The sequence below is a fragment of the Pyxidicoccus sp. M6 genome, from assembly GCF_055568925.1.
In genome coordinates, this window is the sequence record NZ_CM145714.1 from 1,217,659 (window position 1) to 1,234,051 (window position 16,393).

Consider the following 16,393-nt stretch of genomic DNA (forward strand, 5'->3'; position numbering starts at 1 on the left):
ACCCCGAGGCCCGCGTTCAAGCCGCAACGCTTCATCTGCACAGTAGTCACCATTATTGGCGCCGCCGTCACGCCGTCGGTGCGGGAGCGTGACGGACCCGGGTGCGGGCGGCGCCTACAGCGACGCCGCCATGTGGGGTGGCGGGACCCTGGCGACTAACCCGAGGTGATGCGCCATCGCAGGGAGCCGTCGGGCCCGGGGGCGATGACCTCCACGCGCGGATTCTTGGCGCTGGAGCACTCGAGGTACGCCCTGAAGCCGCCGGCCAGCTCGTTGAGGGACACCGGCGTCTGGTACGAGAACTGGCGCAGCGTCAGCACGCCCGAGCCGTTCTCATCCGTGTGCAGCAGCTCGCCCTGGTCGCAGTACGAGCGCCACATGCGCCGCGCCATGCCCAGCACCATGTTGGGCGTGGTGAAGCGCAGCACCATCTTGAAGATGGAGTGGATGTCGCGCAGCGTGACTTCGTAGCCAATCGTCTGCGCACCCGCGGCCTTGCCCTCGAAGTGCTGGTCCACCACGTGCTGCACGATTCCGAAGTACACCTCCACCGGCACCCAGCCCACCGCCAGCGTGGTGCGCGGGTCCGTGTGTGGCCGAAGCTCTGGTGAAAGCGACTCGACTGCCAGGCGCGCCGTCTCCTCGCCGAACCGCTCATGCACATAGGCGAGCAGGTTCTGGACGGTGAAGCCTTTGTAATGCACCCCAGACAGTGAAGATGTCACGACTCGCTGCCCCCCGCGCCCGCCGATGGAGCCGATGTAGCCCGACCGGAGTAGGCGGTGAATCTGTATGCTAGGCCACCCTGCAAGCCAGCGAAAATAGCTGGCCGTGAACTCCTCGGGCGTGCCGCAACCGGGTGTCCCCGCTCTGGAGCGCCGCCCACAGCAGCATTGCTCTCAGACTATTCCCGGGTTTATGGCCGCTGTGCTGCAACACTACAGTGTGACCGCCTTTCCAGCCCGTGCCTCAGCGTACACGTAACACGGGCCGGAAAGACAGACAGTGAATCACCTCACTGCATTCCGGAGGGACTCAGGTGCCCGGAGCGCGGAAGACCTCCGCGCCGGCCACCACCGTCAGGCGCACCTTCGCGCCGGGCAGCTCGGAGGCGGGCGCGTCCACCGGGTCCACGGACAGCGCGACGAAGTCCGCGTCCATGCCCGGCTGCAGACGGCCGCGCCGCGCTTCCGCGAAGGAGGCGTAGGCGGCTCCCACGGTGAAGCCCTCCAGCGCCTCCTGGCCGCTCAGCCGCTGGTCCGGGTACCAGCCCGCCGCGGGCTGCCCCTTCGCGTCCTGCCGCGTGCGGGCCGCATACAGTCCGAGCAGCACGTCCGGGCGCTCCACCGGGAAGTCGCTGCCCAGCGCGAGCACTGCGCCGGACGCCTTCAGCCGCTGCCACGCGTACGCGCCGCGGATGCGCTCCGGGCCCACGCGCGTCTCGGCCCACGGCATGTCGCTGGTGGCGTGGGTGGGCTGCACGCTGGCGATGAAGCCCTCCCTGCCCAGCCGGTCGATGTCCTCCAGGCGCATCACCTGCGCGTGCTCCACGCGGTGCCGGCCGTCCTTCGTGCCGGTGGCCGCGGCCGCGCGGGTGAGGGTGTCCAGCACAAGGGTGTTGGCCCGGTCTCCAATGGCGTGCGTGCACACCTGGAAGCCCTTGCCCATGAAGGCGGTGGCGCGCCGCTCGTACTCCTCGGGAGAGAGCAGCAGCAGGCCCCGGTGGCCGGGCTCGTCGCTGTAGTCCTGGTGCAGCGCCGCGCCCCGGCTGCCCAGCGCGCCGTCCATGCTGAACTTCACTGCGCGCAGGGTGAGCATCTTCCCCTCGAAGGGGCCTTCCTTCAGGTACGTCTCGTGGTCGGACGTGCGGCCGTCCGCCATGACGTAGATGCGCAGGGGCAACGTCCCTTCCGCGTCCCACTTCTGGAAGAGGCGGAAGGTGCGCAGGTCCATGCCCGCGTCGTGCACGCCGGTGAGGCCCGCCTGGGCGCTGCGCTCCAGCGCGGCCCTCATCCGCGCCGCGTGCTGCGCCTCCGTGGGCGGCGGCACGACGGCCTCCACCAGGTCCATGGCGTTGTCCACGAGGATGCCGGTGGGCTCGCCGTCCGGCCCCCGGAGGATGCGCCCGCCCGCCGGGTCCTTCGTGTCACGTCCAATCTTCGCGCGCTTCAGCGCCTCGCTGTTGACCCACAGCGCGTGCCCGTCCACGCGGCCCAGCGCCACCGGCGTGGTGGGGTACTTCGCGTCCAAATCCCGCCGCGTGGGGAAGGCCTTCTCGGGCCAGTCGTTCTGGTCCCACCCGCGGCCGAGGAGCCACTCGCCCTGGTACGCCACGTGGGTGGCCGCGGCGACGCGCGCCACCGCCTCCGACCTGGTGTCCGCGCCCTCCAGGTCCACCGTCACCAGCCCGCTGCCCAGGCCCGCCAGGTGGCCGTGCGCGTCGGTGAGGCCCGGCACCACCGTGGCGTCGCCCAGGTCCACCACGCGCGCGTCCGCTCCGGCCGCGGCCAGCACCTCGTCCTTCGTGCCCGTGGCCAGCACCTTGCCGTCGTGCACCGCGAGCGCCGTCACCACCGGCTTGTCCGCGTCCAGCGTCCGCACGCGCGCGGCCACGTACACCGTGGTGCCCGAGGCCTGGGAGGTGCCACCGCCCGCCTCCGGGCCTCGCCGTGCGCAGCCGGCCAGGCCCGCCAGAAGGAGCACCGCACCGAAGAGTCCGCCGATTCGTCGCAGCATCGTGTCTCGCACCTGCCTGCAAGGCCCGTCCCGGGTCTGGGCGGGCGGCGCGGGCACTCTGGCCCAGGTCGGCGGTGTGGAGCCAGTGACTTGCCGCGCGGGCAGGCGGCCGCGGCCTGTGAGGCATTGCGCGCGGCCCACGCCTGTATGTCTTTGCCCCGCGAGCAGCGGTGCGTCTTATGGGTGGTCCGGGTGCAGCCGGTGCCGCCACGAGGTGCGCTGCGTCGTGTAGCGCGGGTTGCGGAACAGCTTGATGAGCACCACGCCGGCCACGAAGCCGCCCACGTGCGCCCAGACGGCCACGCCGCCGGACACCTGCTCCATGGTCATCAACTGCGGCAGGCCGCTGATGACCTGCACCACGAACCACCACAGCAGCACCGCCCAGGCGGGCACCGGGATGATTTGGATGAAGATGAAGAGGACGAACAGCATGTTCACCCGCACGCGCGGGTAGAGCACGAGGTAGGCGCCCATGATGCCGGAGATGGCGCCGGAGGCTCCCACCGTGGGCACCGTGGACGTCGGGTCCACCAGCACGTGCGCGGCCGCCGCGGCCAGGCCGCACACCAGGTAGAACACGAGGAAGCGGAAGCGCCCCATGCTGTCCTCGACGTTGTTGCCGAAGACCCAGAAGAAGAGGCAGTTGCCGATGAGGTGCATCCACCCGCCATGCAGGAACATGGAGGTGACGGGAGTGAGCTTGTCGAGCAGCGGGTCGGTGACGCCGCACGACAGCCCGTCTCCCAGCTTCAGGATGGAGCCGAGCGGCAGCAGGCCGGCCAGCTTCGCCGGCACCATGCCGTAGGCGCACAGGCTCTCGGCCAGCTTGATTTCATCCAGCCCCGCGCCCTGGATGACCACCCAGGTGAAGAGGATGGCGCCGAGCAGCAGGTACGTCACCACGGGGGTGCGCAGGGTCGGGTTGTCGTCGCTGATGGGAATCATCGCTGGTCTCGCATCATGTGCACGGTGCGCCCCGTGGGGCACGGGAATGGCAACCGGAATGCGGCGTTCGACGCGGGGCGCTACCCGGCGCTCGCGCCCCGAAACAGCGAGGTTAGGGGGGACGGCCTCGGGTGGGCCAGATTCCCGTCACCTCGCGCTCCATCCCCCCGCCGGCGCCGCTCGCACGGGCACGGGAGGCCCCGGAGCCGGTGGCATCCCTGTTACTGGAGTACCTGGGAAAGCCATACCCATACGCTGAGCGTGGGGCATGGACAGTTGTTCCAGACAACTGTCTGGACAGGCACTTGGCGGCGGGGCCGTGAGTGAGGGATGGTTGCGCGCCGCACACTCTCGCGGAGCCATGAGAATGAACCTGTCTTTGTCCCGTCGCGGCGCCACGGCGCTGCTCCTGCTGGCCGCTGTCTCCCTCACCACCGCCTGCGCCGGCCACCGCCGCGAGGCCTTCCTGCACGAGAAGGCGCGCGAGCACGTCTACCGCAAGCCCATTGGCGAGGTGTGGCCCCAGGCCGTCGCCATGCTGAAGGAGAAGGGCTACTCCTTCCGCGCCGGCAAGGAGGGCTTCGAGGCGATGACCGAGTTCAAGATGGAGGGCGCCCCGTCCTCGCTCGGCACCACGTACGTGGCCTACCTCGTGCGCGGCGTCGAGAAGGGCCCCGGCCAGTGCTCGCTGGAGTACTGGAAGCGCATCTCCACCGAGTCGCGCGGCGCGGACAACACCGGCCCCGCCGAGCGCAACGAGGCCGCCCCGCGCACGGACACCGGCAACTTCAACCGCGACGAGCAGATGGAGTGGGAGCTCATCCAGCGCGTGGACACCGAGTCCGCCACCTCGCTGAAGGCCCAGGCTGAGAAGATTCAGTAGTCGCTAGTCCCGCAGCGGCAGCTCGACGGTGAGCCCGTCGAAGGCCACCTCCACCGGCCCCTTGAACTCCTCGCGCGCCTGCGCGAGCAGCCTCCCGGGGTCGGTGTCGTGGCGGCTGGACAGGTGGGTGAGCACCAGCCGCCGCGCCCCCGCCTCCCTCGCCACGCGTGCCGCCTCGCGCGCCGTGGAGTGGCGCGTCTCCAGCGCCCGCTCCTGCTCGTCGTCGGAGAAGGTGGACTCGTGCACCAGCAGGTCCGCGTCCTTCGCCGCCTTCACCACGGAGGCGCAGGGGCGCGTGTCCCCGGAGATGACGAGCCGCCGCCCGGGCCGCGCCGCGCCGAGCACGTCCTCCGGCTTCACCTCGCGCCCATCCGCCAGCGTCACGGACTCGCCCTTCTGCAGCTTCCCGAAGCTGGGGCCCTCCGGCACGCCCAGCTCGCGCGCCTTCTGCAGGTTGAAGCGGCCGGGCCGGTCATCCTCCACCAGCGCGTAGGCCAGCGCGTTGATGCGGTGGTCCACGCCCACCGCGTGGATGGCGTAGCCATTGCGGCGCACCACGTCCCCGTCCTTCACCTCGTGGATTTCGACGGGGAAGGCCAGCGACTCCAGCCCCAGGTGCACGGCCTGATGGAGCAGCCGCTTCGCCGGGGGCGGGCCGTACAGGCGCACCGGCTCCGTGCGGCCCATCATCCCCAGCGTGCGCAGGAAGCCGATGATTCCCAGGTAGTGGTCCGCGTGGAAGTGCGTGAAGAAGACGGCGTCCACGGTGAAGCCGGTGCCGAAGCGCACCATCTGCCGCTGGCTGCCCTCACCGCAGTCGAAGAGGAGCAGATCCGCGTCCGCCTTCACCGCCAGCCCGGACAGGTTGCGATGCAGCGTGGGCTGCGCGGCGGAGGTGCCGAGGAAGGTGAGCCTGAGGAGGGACATGCCAGCGCTTCCCACGCGAAGAGGACCTCCGTGCGCCCGATATGCGGCGCGAGGCGGCCATTTACCAGGGTTGGACGCCCCCGTGCTTCCCTGACTGACGCTCCCTGGGCTATGAGGCCGCCCCCCTGACACTCGTCATGTCCGACTCCCTGACTGTAGGCCCCACCGCCGACCCCCGCCGCGTGCGCACCCAGGACGGCCGCGTCCTCACCGTGCCCGAGGGCTGGGCCCTCCTTCCCCCGGGCGACGCCGGCCTCACGCGCCGGGTGAAGGCCGCCGGCCCCTCCTGGACGGTGGTGGAGAAGGTGGGACGGAAGCTCTTCTCTCGCGGAGTGTGGGCGCCGGAGGCCCACATCGTCCGCGCCCGCGCGGTGCTCGACGCCGAGCGCGCCACCCCCGCCTACGAGAAGAAGCTGGCCGCCGGCCGCGAGCGCCGCGCCCGCGAGCAGGCCGACTACGAGGTGGACTTCGCCAACGCCGTGCTGCGCTTCCTCGCCTTTTCCCCGGCGTGGCTGCCTCACGCGAAGCGGCTGGCCGTCCTCGTCGCCGCCCACGCCACCCCCGTGGGTAGCGGCACCGTGGCCCGCACCGAGCGCATCCCCATTGAGCGCCGCGCCGAGGCCGCCGTCATCGCCTGGATGCGCCACCAGACGACCGCCTACGACAGCATGCGCATCGCCCGCGTGAAGGGCGCCCGCCGGGAGGTGCGCCGCGAGTTGGCTGAAATCTCACGCGCCGTGCTGGACCTCCACCGCCGCGATATCCCCCACGGCCCCAGCGCCTGCCCGCTCTGCACCGCCCTCGCCGCGCCCGTGAAGCCGCGCCCCGAGGGCGCCTGAGAGCACCTGCGCCCCACGGCGGTTCCGGTGCCCCCTCCCCGGAGGGCAGGGGCGTGTTTCCAGCGCACCTTGTCCCCGGTGTTGCAGGCCGCTTCTTCACAAAGGGATAAGCCGCGCAGTGTGGGTTCCTGACTCGTGATTCAGCCTCGATTGCGTTGTTTCTGACCGGCGGGTTAGTAACGGGGCAGTCATGGCTCGTCCCGCGGACCCTCATGCTCGCAGCGCCCTGGTGGCCGCCGCCCGGGCGGAGTTCGCGCGCAAGGGCCTGCGCGGCGCGCGCATCGAGGACATTACCGCGGCGTGTGGATTGTCGAAGGGCGCCTTCTACCTGCACTTTCCCTCGAAGGAGGCCCTCTTCGGCGAGGTGGTGGGCGCCTTCCAGTCGGGCCTGGACGCGCTGAACGCGCGGCGCATGGAGCAGGTGGAGCGCTTCTTCGAGGAGCACGGTGTGCCCGGCCCGAAGGACAGGCGGGAGCACAGCGCGCGCTTCCAGCAGCTCATCGAGCTGGAGTCCGCGTCTGATTTGGAGGCCATGGAGTGGGTGTGGGCCCACCGTGACGTCGCGTGGGTGCTCCTCAGCGGCAGCCAGGGCACGGAGTTCGAGTCGCTGCTGTGGCGCGTGACGGACGCACAGGTGGAGCGCATCGCCCGGAACGTCGAGCGCCTGCAGGAGGCCGGCGCGGTGGCCCGGAACATGGATCCGCACCTCTTCGGCTCCGTCATCGTCGGCACCTACCTGCTGTTGTCCAAGCAGATGGCGCGCATGCGCGAGAAGCCGGACCTGAAGGCCTGGTCCCGCACGCTCCAGCGGCTGTTCCAGGAGGGCACCATGCCTCGCTCCGAGGAGCCTCACGAAGCTCCGGCGAAGTTGTCCGCCCGCGCCCCGCGTCCCACCCCTTCCACGCGCCGGCCCGCCGCCCGCGCCAAGACCCGTCGCACCCCGAGGAAACCCAAGTGAACTCCACCCGGAAGCCGTCCTCCGCCCGCGCGCTGGCCGCTGTCGGCCTGGCCACCGCCGCGCTGTCACTGTCCGCCTGTCAGAAGGCGGATGCCTCCTCGGCGCCGACGGTGCCGGTGGCCACGCCCGAGGCGGCGCCCGCCGTGAAGGTCGTCCCCGCGCGCACCGTCCAGGCCGCGCCCAGCGAGCAGGTGACGGGCACGCTCTTCCCCGCGCAGGGCCTCCAGGTCGGCTTCGAGGTGGGCGGCCGGCTCGCCGCGGTGAAGGTGACGAAGGGGCAGGCGGTGAAGAAGGGCGACGTGCTCGCGCAGCTGGACCCGGAAATCTCCGACGCGCAGGTGGCCCAGGCCGAGGCCGCGGTGGCCGCCGCCGAGGCCTCCGCCGCCATGGCCGCGGACGTGGCCGCGCGCAACGTGAAGCTCCAGCAGGAGGGCGGGGTGAGCGACTTGCAGAACCGCTCCACCGCCGCCACCGCCGCGCAGGCCCAGGCGCAGTTGCTGGCGGCCAAGGCGCAGCTCGCCCAGGCCCGCGCCGCGCGCCGCCGGCACGAGCTGCGCGCGCCCTTCGCGGGCACCATCATCGACGCGCCGGAGCAGACGGGCGCCACGGTGGCTCCGGGCATGCCGCTCTTCACGCTGGAGAACCTGGACACGCTGCTGCTCAAGACGACGGTGGCCGAGTCCATGCGCTCGCGCCTCAAGCCCGGCGTGAAGGTGCGCGTGGAGTCCGTCGGCGCGAAGGCCTCTACGGAGGAGGCGGTGGTGCGCACCGTCCTTCCTTCCGCGGACTCCGCGACCCGCCGCGTGCCGGTGGAGCTGTCCGTGCCCAACGCGGACGGCCGCTTCGTGGCGCACACGCTGGGGCGCGCGGTGCTGCCCCTGGGCGAGTCGCAGGCCGCGCAGGTGGTGCCGGGCACGGCGCTTCAGTCCAACAACGGCGACCACGTCTGGGTGGTGCAGGGCGGCGAGGTGCGGCGCGTGGACGTGCAGGTGCTGGAGCGGCGCGAGCGCGAGGTGGTGGTGCTGGCCCCCACGCCGCTGGAGTCCGTCATCGACTACCCGACGCCGGGCCTCTCGCAGGGCACCCGCGTCTCCGTGAAGTAGCGGCTCTCTTTCGCAAGGCCCTCCTGGAGCCTCCCCATGTTTCTCAGCGACGTCTCCATCCGCCGGCCCGTCTTCACGGCCATGCTGTCGCTGTGCCTCATCGTCCTGGGCCTCATGGGCCTGGGACGCGTGGGCACGGACCTGTACCCGGACGTGTCCTTCCCGGTGGTCATCATCAACACCGTCTACAAGGGCGCGGGCCCCGGCGAAATCGAAACGCAGGTCATCAAGCCGATTGAAGATGCCGTCGCCGGCATCAGCGGCGTGGACAAGATTCACTCCTTCAGCCGCGAGAACCTGGGCACGGTGGTGGTGCAGTTCAAGCTGACCGCGCCGCTGGACCGCGCGGTGCAGGACGTGCGCGACAAGGTGGCGGGCATCGCCAACAAGCTGCCGCAGGACGCGGACGCGCCCGTCATCGGCCGCGTGGACCTGTCCGCCACGCCCATCCTCACCTACGCGGTGTCCGCGAACCTGCCTTCGCAGGAGCTGCGCCGCCTCATCGATGACCGCGTCACCCCCGCGCTCGCGCAGCTGGAGGGCGCCGCGGAGGTGCGTGTCACCGGCGGCGACACGCGCGAGATTCAAATCGACATCGACCTGGACAAGGCGCGCGCGGCGGGCGTGTCCCCGCTGGCCATTGCCCAGCGCGTGGGCGCGGAGAACTTGGACCTGCCGGCGGGCCGGCTCCAGCTCGGGGCCAGCGAGCTGACGGTGCGCTCGCTGGGGCAGTTCAAGGACGTGGAGGAGATTCGCGCGCTGCCGGTGGCGCGCAGCAAGACGGGCGCGCAGGTGCGCCTGGAGGAAATCGCCACGGTGACGGACGGCGTGGCGGAGCGGCGCACGCTGGCGCGCCTCAACGGCCATGACGCCGTCATCCTCGAAATCGTGAAGCAGCCGGGCTCCAACACGCTGGCGGTGAGCCAGGCGGTGAAGAAGGTGATGGAGCAGATGGCGCCGGCGGTGGGCAACGGCTTCGCGGCCACGCTGCTCATCGACCAGTCGGTGCTCATCAAGGCCAACGCCCACGAGGTGTGGATTGCCCTCGTCTTCGGCGGCGCCATGGCGGTGCTCATCATCCTGATGTTCCTGCTGGACGTGCGCGGCACCTTCATCTCCTCGCTGGCGCTGCCCACCTCCGTCATCGGCACGTTCTTCATCATGTACGTGCTGGACTACACGCTGAACCAGATGACGCTGCTGGCGCTGTCGCTGGCCATCGGTCTGCTCATCGACGACGCGGTGGTGGTGCGCGAGGCGATTACGCACCGGCTGGAGCAGGGTGAGGACCCGGTGAGCGCGGCGTCCAAGGGCACGCGGGACGTGGGCCTGGCGGTGCTCGCCACCACCATGTCGCTGGTGGCGGTGTTCGTCCCGGTGGCCTTCATGCCCGGCATCGTCGGCCAGTTCTTCAAGCAGTTCGGCATCACCATCTCCGTGGCGGTGCTGGTGTCGCTGTTCATCTCCTTCACGCTGGACCCGATGCTGTCCGCGCGGCTCGCGCGCCCGCGCATGCCGGGTGAGACGCACCGGGAGAACGCGGTGGCGGCGGCGCTGCGGCGCTTCCTGGATGGCACCGAGCGCTTCTATGAAGGCCTGCTGCGCTGGGTGCTCGGGCACAAGTGGAGCACGATGGGCATCACCCTGCTGGTGCTGGTGCTGTCGTTCGGCGCGGCGAGCCGGCTGGGCTTGGAGTTCATGTCGCCGGAGGACCGCTCGCAGTTCCTGGTGGACCTGACGCTGCCGGACTCGGCGAGCCTGGCGGAGACGGAGGCGCGCACCGCGGAGGCGGAGGCGCTCCTCAAGGCCATCCCCGAGGTGACGGACGTCTACTCCATCGTCGGCAACAACGGCGACGTGAACAAGGCGCGCCTGCGGGTGCTGACGTTGCCCAAGGACGCGCGTGAGCGGGGCGTCCAGTCGCTCAAGGAGGAGGCGCGCGCGAAGCTGGCTCCGGCGCTGGTGGCCACGCGGGTCAACCTGAGCGACCCGCCGATGCTGGAGGGCCTGGGCGACTACTACCCCATCATGGTGCGGATTACGGGCCCGGACCTGCCGCGCGTCACGCAGGAGGCCGAGCGCATCGCCGGCATCCTCCGCGAACTGCCGGGCACGGCGGACGTGCGCGTGGAGGCCAACCCGCCGAAGCCGGAGATGCAGGTGCGCATCGACCGGGCGCGGGCGAGCGACGCGGACGTGAATGCGGCGGCGCTGGCCACGCAGCTGCGGCTGGCCATCAGCGGCGACGTGGTGGCGAAGCTGCGCGAGGGCACGACGGAGACGGACATCCGCGTGCGGCTGGCGGAGAAGGACCGCGCCACGCCGGAGCGCGTGCGTGAGCTGGAGGTGTACACGTCCCAGGGCCTGAGGCCGGTGTCGGACCTGGCGGCGGTGGAGATGAAGGACGGGCCGAGCGTCATCGAGCACGACAACCGCGAGCGGCAGATTGCCGTCTACGCGCAGATGGGGAAGGGCGCGGCGCTGGGTGACATCGCCAAGGCGCTGAAGGAGCGCGTGGCGGCGCAGCCGCTGCCTCCGGGGTATGCCATCCGGTACGACGGCCAGATGAAGAACCTGGACGAGCAGAACGACGCGTTCGGCACGGCGTTCGGGCTGGCGTTCGTCTTCATCTACATGGTGCTGGCGAGCCAGTTCGAGTCCTTCAAGCACCCGTTCACCATCATGGTGTCGCTGCCGTTGGCGCTGGTGGGCGCGCTGCTGGCGCTGGTGGTGACGGGCTACCACCTGTCGATGGGCGCGATGATTGGCATCATCCTGCTGATGGGCCTGGTGACGAAGAACGCGATTCTGCTCATCGACGGTGCGCTGCAGTACCTGCGCGAGGGCGAGACGGTGGACGGGGCGCTGCTGAAGGCGGGGCCTCGGCGTCTGCGGCCCATCCTGATGACGAGCGCCGCGATGGCCATCGGCATGGTGCCCACGGCGATTGGCACGGGCACGGGCTCGGAGTTCCGCGCGCCCATGGCCATCGCGGTGATTGGTGGCGTGATTACGTCCACGTTCCTGACGCTGCTGGTGGTGCCGGTGGTGTTCGCGGGCATGGAGCAGATTGGCTTCCGCCGCCGCCGTGTCACGCAGACTCCGGCCACGTCCGCGGCGTCCGCGGTGGACCACGGGCCGGGCAAGGCGGCCTGAGGAAGCCGTGGGCCCGCGGCGTGCGAAGCCGCGGGCCTGTGCTGCCTGGGACTCGCTCAGGGATTGGGAGCGGAAGGCTCGGGCGAAGGAGGTGCGGGAGGGGGAGCTGGCACTGGCTGTTGTGCGGGTGCCGGTGGCTCACCCTCCATCCCCTGGGGCTGCGCGTTAGCCGGTGGGGTCTGCTCGGAAGGCGGTAGGCTCGGTTTGTCGGATGACTCTGGATCCTCGCTTTCTCCTCCCGGCGGAGCCTCTGCCACCACCTCACCTTGCGGCGTGACCGCGTACTCGAACCACCAATCGAGTACGCGTCCACGCGGGCCACCGCATCGGTCGAAGCGCTGATGCAGCACGACGTAGTAGAGGCCTGCCGTCGGACCCGTGAAGATGGCGACGTCCAGGCCCTGCTCCGGGCTGGTGCAGCCGTCGAAGAGGTGCGGGAAGGGGTTCTTCTTCACCATCTCGCGAACGGCGGCTGCCGCAGCGAGTCCTGCTCCTGCCTCCATGGGTTGGCCAACGAGCTTGGCGGAGTGCTCGTCCGGCCATTCGACCTTGCCCTTCCATGCGGAACTCCGTGTTGCACATCCAGGAAGGAGTGCCGCGAGCACAGCGAGCGCACACCGCTTTAGCATCTCTCTCTCCTGCCTCCGAATCTGGGGGCACTCGCGGCTATTCATGCAATAGCCGCAAGGGTTCTTCGGTGCAGCGGGGTGTGAAGGCGTGACTCTCGAGCCCCCGAGGGGCACAGCGCCCGAGGGGGACCCATGTGGATTTCGAGATGCTCCACTGCTGGACCTCTCCCGTGGGGAAGTAGCGCAGGTAGATTCGGGTGCCGTCCTGCCGCTCCGCAACGATTGCTGACGCCATCTCGATGGCAGTGTTCTTGTGCAGGGCCGGAGCCGGGTTGCCTGGAATCAGGCGCACTTCCGCCATGGCGACGTACGGGTCGAATGCATTCGTCGGCCATGTACCCATGTCGTTGGAGGACGGCGGTGCACCGCACGGATGATTGTGGACGTACCCCACGACCCACACCTGCGCCGCAGGGTAGTCCTCATCCTGAACCTTGAAGAACGGGCGGCAAGCGCCCTGTCCTCCAGGAATGGGCTCACTCACGCGCCAGGACAGCGAGGCGCGGTCTCCCGCGACGTAGACGGTCGAGCAGTACTCCATGGAGAGCCCCCGCATGGGACGTCGCGCCTGCGGGTCACACACCTTCGCCCCCGGGCGCTTGAGAATCGCATCCGCCACGTCCCGCAGGAGCTCGATGGGGATGGAACTGTCTCCCGAGGTCATCTCGACGGCGGGAACCTCGGACCAGGGACCCCTGGCGATGGTGGCATCGTGCGCGGTGGTGTTCGGCGGAGGCGTGGAGGCGCAACCACTGGTGAGCAGCAGGAGTGGCACCACGCGCTTCAAGGAGGTCATATGGGCCCGCGCCCAGGATGGAAGGTGTCTCACCTCCCCGCGTAGTGCGGCGTCATCGTGTCGATGATGGTGTGCATGAGCCTCTGTCCCTCGGGCGTGTCCGGGCACAGTCCTCCCCAGACGAGCGTGAGGCGCTCCGCCACGGGGCGCCAGTACATGCGCCCGCGCATGCGCACCGGCTCGTAGCTCTCGCGCCCACCGGCGAGGTAGTCCTCCTCCGGCACGCCGAACACCGCGTAGTACGTGAGGTCCGGCGCCTCGGCGTCCTCCACCCGGTGCAGCCCGCTGGGGACGATGCACGCCACGTCCGCCGTGTGCCACGGGCCCTCGCGCCCCTGCGCCACGTCCAACACCTCGAAGCACATCCTCGAGGCCGGGCACCCCAGCTCCCCCGCCGTGAGGAAGTTGTAGTCGAGGTGCGGAACCTCCAGCATCTCCGCCACGTCCGGACGGCCGTCGCTCTTGAAGCCCCACGGGCTCCCGTTGCGCTTGTACGAGCGCACCCCGTACGCCCCGTAGAACACGTTGTACCAGGGGCTCTTCGGGTTGAAGTACTCCGAGCACCCCGCGCCCGACGGGAAGTCGCCGATGGTGAAGGCCACCAGCAAATCCATCATCCGCTTCGTGTCGAACGCCAGGAACGGCTCGTGCGCCACCGCCCCAATCGAGCCCGGCACCGGCGGCACCGGCGTGGGGATGCCCGCCTCCTCCAGGAAGTTCACCTTCCCCGGCAGCGGCGTGGCGCTCATGGCCATGGTGGCCAGTTGTCGTTGCAGTCCCATCGGATTCGTTCCCCCTCCCCGTACAATACCCGGCTGGACCGGGTTAGACTCCCGAGCATGCCGGAGAAGATGGTCTTCGAGCACACCTTGGAAGGCCTCTTCGTGCGAGGTCTGGTGGGGCGCGTCACCCCCACCCTCCGGGAGCGCTTGAAGGAGGTCGGCGTGGACCTGGACCGCAAGCTCCAGCCGGCCTACGGCTTCGACACATGGTGCTCCGCCGTCCGCGTCGCCGCGCGCGAGCTGCACCCGGACGTCCCGGACGAGGTGGGCTACGGGCTGCTCGGCGAGCGCATGGTGGACGGCTACCGGGAGACGGTGCTCGGGCGCGCGGCCTTCGGCGTCATCCAGTTGCTGGGGCCACGGCGTGGCGTCAGCCGGGCGCGGCAGATGTTCCGCTCGGGGAACAACTACACGGAGGTGCGCCTGGAGGACGTGTCCCCCACGGAGGTGCACCTCTGGATGAACGAGGCGGGGCCCATCCGCTACTTCACGCGGGGCGCGCTGCTCGCCGGCCTGCGGGCCACGGGCGCGCGCCAGCCCGAGGTGCGCGTGCACGACTTCAACGACACGCACGTGACCTACCGGCTCACCTGGACGGATGGCCGCGGAGGCTGAAGCACCGGAGGCGCCGCGGTTGCTCGCGGGGGATGCAAGAGGCTGGGCTGAATCGAACACATGCCGGGAGCGTGGCTGCGCCGTGTCTCGGAGTGGAAGCGCCGCGCGGGACACGCGCCCCGCACGTCCTCCATGATGCGGTCATGTCCCCGCTTCCCGATGACCGTTCCGTGCACCAGACCGAGGTCCCTCACGGTGAGGGATTGAACCGGCTCCTGGACCCGCTGGCCCGCACGGCGTACCGGGGCGCGTATGCGCTGGCGCGCGTGTACTGGTTCGTGCGCCGCCCCCAGACGAGCGGCGTCTTCGTGGGCGTGTGGCACGCGGGGCGCGTGCTGCTGCTCCAGAACTCCTACAAGCACAAGCTCAGCATGCCGGGCGGCGGCTACCACCGGGGCGAGTCCGCGCCCGAGTGTGGCGCCCGCGAGTTGCGCGAGGAGGTGGGCGTGGAGATGCCGTCCTCCGCGCTGCGCACCGTCTTCGAGACGGTGGGCTCGGAGGAGAACAAGGACGACCACGTCACCTTCGTGGAGGTGGACGTGGACACGCAGCCGGTCATCACCATCGACCGCCGCGAGGTGACGTGGGCCGCGTTCATCGATTTGGACACAGCCCTGCGGCTGAACATCTCCTCACTGGTGCGCGCCTACCTGGAGGATGCGAAGCGCCGCCGGGGCTGAAAGCACCACGCTCGGCTGGCCCCGCCCGCGACGCGCCCCACGCCCGCTTGGGACGTGCGCATCGCTCGGGGCTCGCGGACCGCGCCGTACTGGCTCTCGGGTGGCTGTCTTTCAGCGCGCCGCCGCGTGCGCCATCGCGACGGGCACCGGCTCCGTGCCGAGGAAGTACTTCGCGCGGGCCTTGGCGAGCTGGGTCTGCGCCTCCTCCAGCGACACGCAGTCCACGGTGATGTCGTCACCGGGCGCGGACTCCGAGGCCACTCGCGCCGTCTGGAGGCGGGAGATGGTGGAGTCCGACACGTGCGCGCACATCAGGCAGCCGCGCTGCCGGCCATACGACACCACCTCGCCGAAAATCGCCGCAGACTCCGGCTCCAGCGTCCGCAGGCCGCGCATGTCCGCGAGCACCAGGTGCCTTCCTCCACCGTACACGTCCGTCGCGGCCTTGTAGGCCGCGGCGAAGTCCTTCATCTCGTTCGGGCGGACGAACCCACTCAGGCGGGCCGTGATGGTGCGACGATTCGTATCATTGGTGACTTCGTACATGCGTGCTCCCTCCCCAGCGAGGGAAAGAATAACAAACATAGACATTCGAATGCACGTCACCCCCCGTGTACTCTGGCCAGCCTGGAATTATGGGAAATGCTTGCGTGGGAGCAGGCTGGACCGGACGGAACATTGCCGCCGCCTGGCATTCGCGTCCCGCGCGGGTGCAATCCTCGCGTGGCACCTGATGCGGGGTGGGCCCGGCTCCTACGCGCGCTGTCCGCTCTCACCCGTGACGACGGCCGAGCCGATGAGGTGCGCCAGCCGCAGCGCCTCGGGCACGAGGCCCCGGTCCGTCACCCGGGCGAGCGCGTCCGCCACCAGCGCGGCTTCAGCGCCCTGTACCTGGAAGGTGAAGCCGCCCAACTGGTGGATGGGCCCCGCGCGCTTCAGCTTCGCCCAGCGCTCGTCCGCGCGGGGCAGCCGCCGCAGCGCGCGCTCCACCGCGTCCAGGTCTGGCGGCCGGCGCATCACCGCCACGCACGGCTTCTTCAGCCGCGCGGCGAGCTCCGGCAGGTCCACCACGTTGAAGCCGCCGAAGGCGATGCCGTCCAGCAGCACCAGGTGGAGCTGCGGGAGGAACTTGCCGCCCTCCAGCAGCCGGACCACCTCGCGCGTGGCATTCCAGCCGTCGCGCCGCACGCGTCCCCAGACGAGCCCCTCGAAGCGCGTGCCGCCGCACACCACGCCCGCCAGCGGCACGGCGGCGCCGGGGCGGCGCGCGAAGGGCCCATCGTCGAAGCCGATGACTCGGGGAATGCGGGGCAGGCGCATGGGCACACAGCCTCTCAGGAG

Annotated in this window: 15 protein-coding genes; 7 read left to right on the forward strand and 8 right to left on the reverse strand. The window is 70.3% G+C overall.

The window, feature by feature from the left end; genetic code table 11:
* Positions 1–155 precede the first annotated feature (155 nt).
* The 3 genes from ACVTJA_RS05180 to ACVTJA_RS05190 all read right to left on the reverse strand — a co-directional run bounded on the left by ACVTJA_RS05180 (position 156) and on the right by ACVTJA_RS05190 (position 3,684).
* Positions 156–725 (reverse strand): hypothetical protein, encoded by a 570-nt coding sequence (locus ACVTJA_RS05180; RefSeq protein ID WP_465834289.1) that lies wholly within the window; start codon positions 723–725, stop codon positions 156–158.
* A 310-nt stretch (positions 726–1,035) separates the two neighbouring features.
* The gene (locus ACVTJA_RS05185; protein ID WP_465834291.1) at positions 1,036–2,736 is read right to left on the reverse strand and encodes an amidohydrolase; all 1,701 of its coding nucleotides are present in this window, start codon (positions 2,734–2,736) and stop codon (positions 1,036–1,038) included.
* Positions 2,737–2,913: 177 nt separating this feature from the next.
* Positions 2,914–3,684 carry a rhomboid family intramembrane serine protease gene (locus tag ACVTJA_RS05190; RefSeq protein ID WP_465834293.1) on the reverse strand — a complete coding sequence of 257 codons (771 nt, stop codon included), beginning with the start codon at positions 3,682–3,684 and terminating at the stop codon, positions 2,914–2,916.
* 367 nt (positions 3,685–4,051) lie between these two features.
* Between ACVTJA_RS05190 and ACVTJA_RS05195 the strand changes: the two genes are divergently transcribed.
* Positions 4,052–4,567: a hypothetical protein gene (locus ACVTJA_RS05195; protein ID WP_465834295.1), complete on the forward strand. Its 516-nt coding sequence runs from the start codon at positions 4,052–4,054 to the stop codon at positions 4,565–4,567.
* 3 nt (positions 4,568–4,570) lie between these two features.
* On the opposite strand, the gene rnz is transcribed toward ACVTJA_RS05195, so the two are convergent.
* Complete coding sequence (gene rnz, locus ACVTJA_RS05200; protein WP_465834296.1) at positions 4,571–5,494, reverse strand: ribonuclease Z; 924 nt, start codon at positions 5,492–5,494, stop codon at positions 4,571–4,573.
* Positions 5,495–5,631: 137 nt separating this feature from the next.
* On the opposite strand from rnz, the gene ACVTJA_RS05205 reads away from it, so the two are divergent.
* The 4 genes from ACVTJA_RS05205 to ACVTJA_RS05220 all read left to right on the forward strand — a co-directional run bounded on the left by ACVTJA_RS05205 (position 5,632) and on the right by ACVTJA_RS05220 (position 11,550).
* Entirely contained in the window at positions 5,632–6,333 is a 702-nt protein-coding gene (locus ACVTJA_RS05205) for a DUF2293 domain-containing protein (RefSeq protein ID WP_465834298.1), read from the forward strand.
* 190 nt (positions 6,334–6,523) lie between these two features.
* Positions 6,524–7,291, forward strand: a complete 768-nt coding sequence (locus ACVTJA_RS05210) for a TetR/AcrR family transcriptional regulator (RefSeq protein WP_465834300.1) — start codon at positions 6,524–6,526, stop codon at positions 7,289–7,291.
* Positions 7,288–8,394 carry an efflux RND transporter periplasmic adaptor subunit gene (locus ACVTJA_RS05215; protein WP_465834302.1) on the forward strand — a complete coding sequence of 369 codons (1,107 nt, stop codon included), beginning with the start codon at positions 7,288–7,290 and terminating at the stop codon, positions 8,392–8,394. The genes ACVTJA_RS05210 and ACVTJA_RS05215 overlap by 4 nt, the downstream gene beginning before the upstream one ends.
* Before the next feature lie 36 nt (positions 8,395–8,430).
* Positions 8,431–11,550 (forward strand): efflux RND transporter permease subunit, encoded by a 3,120-nt coding sequence (locus tag ACVTJA_RS05220; protein ID WP_465834303.1) that lies wholly within the window; start codon positions 8,431–8,433, stop codon positions 11,548–11,550.
* A gap of 666 nt (positions 11,551–12,216) precedes the next feature.
* Here ACVTJA_RS05220 and ACVTJA_RS05225 read toward each other — a convergent pair.
* Together ACVTJA_RS05225 and ACVTJA_RS05230 are read right to left on the reverse strand one after the other, a co-directional pair.
* Positions 12,217–12,975 (reverse strand): hypothetical protein, encoded by a 759-nt coding sequence (locus ACVTJA_RS05225; protein ID WP_465834305.1) that lies wholly within the window; start codon positions 12,973–12,975, stop codon positions 12,217–12,219.
* A gap of 29 nt (positions 12,976–13,004) precedes the next feature.
* On the reverse strand, positions 13,005–13,757 hold the full coding sequence (locus ACVTJA_RS05230; protein WP_465834307.1) for a hypothetical protein: 753 nt from the start codon (positions 13,755–13,757) through the stop codon (positions 13,005–13,007).
* A gap of 57 nt (positions 13,758–13,814) precedes the next feature.
* On the opposite strand from ACVTJA_RS05230, the gene ACVTJA_RS05235 reads away from it, so the two are divergent.
* A complete protein-coding gene (locus tag ACVTJA_RS05235; RefSeq protein WP_465834309.1) occupies positions 13,815–14,372 on the forward strand; it encodes a DUF2378 family protein in 558 nt (185 codons plus the stop codon).
* A 143-nt stretch (positions 14,373–14,515) separates the two neighbouring features.
* Entirely contained in the window at positions 14,516–15,052 is a 537-nt protein-coding gene (locus ACVTJA_RS05240; RefSeq protein ID WP_465834310.1) for an NUDIX hydrolase, read from the forward strand.
* Positions 15,053–15,163: 111 nt separating this feature from the next.
* Here ACVTJA_RS05240 and ACVTJA_RS05245 read toward each other — a convergent pair whose 3' ends face one another.
* Positions 15,164–15,598, reverse strand: coding sequence for a hypothetical protein (locus ACVTJA_RS05245; protein WP_465834312.1), 435 nt, complete (start codon positions 15,596–15,598; stop codon positions 15,164–15,166).
* 207 nt (positions 15,599–15,805) lie between these two features.
* A complete protein-coding gene (locus ACVTJA_RS05250) occupies positions 15,806–16,372 on the reverse strand; it encodes an endonuclease dU (protein WP_465834314.1) in 567 nt (188 codons plus the stop codon).
* Positions 16,373–16,393 lie beyond the last annotated feature (21 nt).

Coding starts and splice junctions, on each gene's coding strand:
- ACVTJA_RS05185 (WP_465834291.1), bottom strand. CDS start 2,736: ATGCTGCGACGAATCGGCGGACTCTTCGGTGCGGTGCTCCTTCTGGCG.
- ACVTJA_RS05190 (WP_465834293.1), bottom strand. CDS start 3,684: ATGATTCCCATCAGCGACGACAACCCGACCCTGCGCACCCCCGTGGTG.
- ACVTJA_RS05195 (WP_465834295.1), top strand. CDS start 4,052: ATGAACCTGTCTTTGTCCCGTCGCGGCGCCACGGCGCTGCTCCTGCTG.
- rnz (WP_465834296.1), bottom strand. CDS start 5,494: ATGTCCCTCCTCAGGCTCACCTTCCTCGGCACCTCCGCCGCGCAGCCC.
- ACVTJA_RS05205 (WP_465834298.1), top strand. CDS start 5,632: ATGTCCGACTCCCTGACTGTAGGCCCCACCGCCGACCCCCGCCGCGTG.
- ACVTJA_RS05210 (WP_465834300.1), top strand. CDS start 6,524: ATGGCTCGTCCCGCGGACCCTCATGCTCGCAGCGCCCTGGTGGCCGCC.
- ACVTJA_RS05220 (WP_465834303.1), top strand. CDS start 8,431: ATGTTTCTCAGCGACGTCTCCATCCGCCGGCCCGTCTTCACGGCCATG.
- ACVTJA_RS05225 (WP_465834305.1), bottom strand. CDS start 12,975: ATGACCTCCTTGAAGCGCGTGGTGCCACTCCTGCTGCTCACCAGTGGT.
- ACVTJA_RS05230 (WP_465834307.1), bottom strand. CDS start 13,757: ATGGGACTGCAACGACAACTGGCCACCATGGCCATGAGCGCCACGCCG.
- ACVTJA_RS05235 (WP_465834309.1), top strand. CDS start 13,815: ATGCCGGAGAAGATGGTCTTCGAGCACACCTTGGAAGGCCTCTTCGTG.
- ACVTJA_RS05240 (WP_465834310.1), top strand. CDS start 14,516: ATGTCCCCGCTTCCCGATGACCGTTCCGTGCACCAGACCGAGGTCCCT.
- ACVTJA_RS05245 (WP_465834312.1), bottom strand. CDS start 15,598: ATGTACGAAGTCACCAATGATACGAATCGTCGCACCATCACGGCCCGC.
- ACVTJA_RS05250 (WP_465834314.1), bottom strand. CDS start 16,372: ATGCGCCTGCCCCGCATTCCCCGAGTCATCGGCTTCGACGATGGGCCC.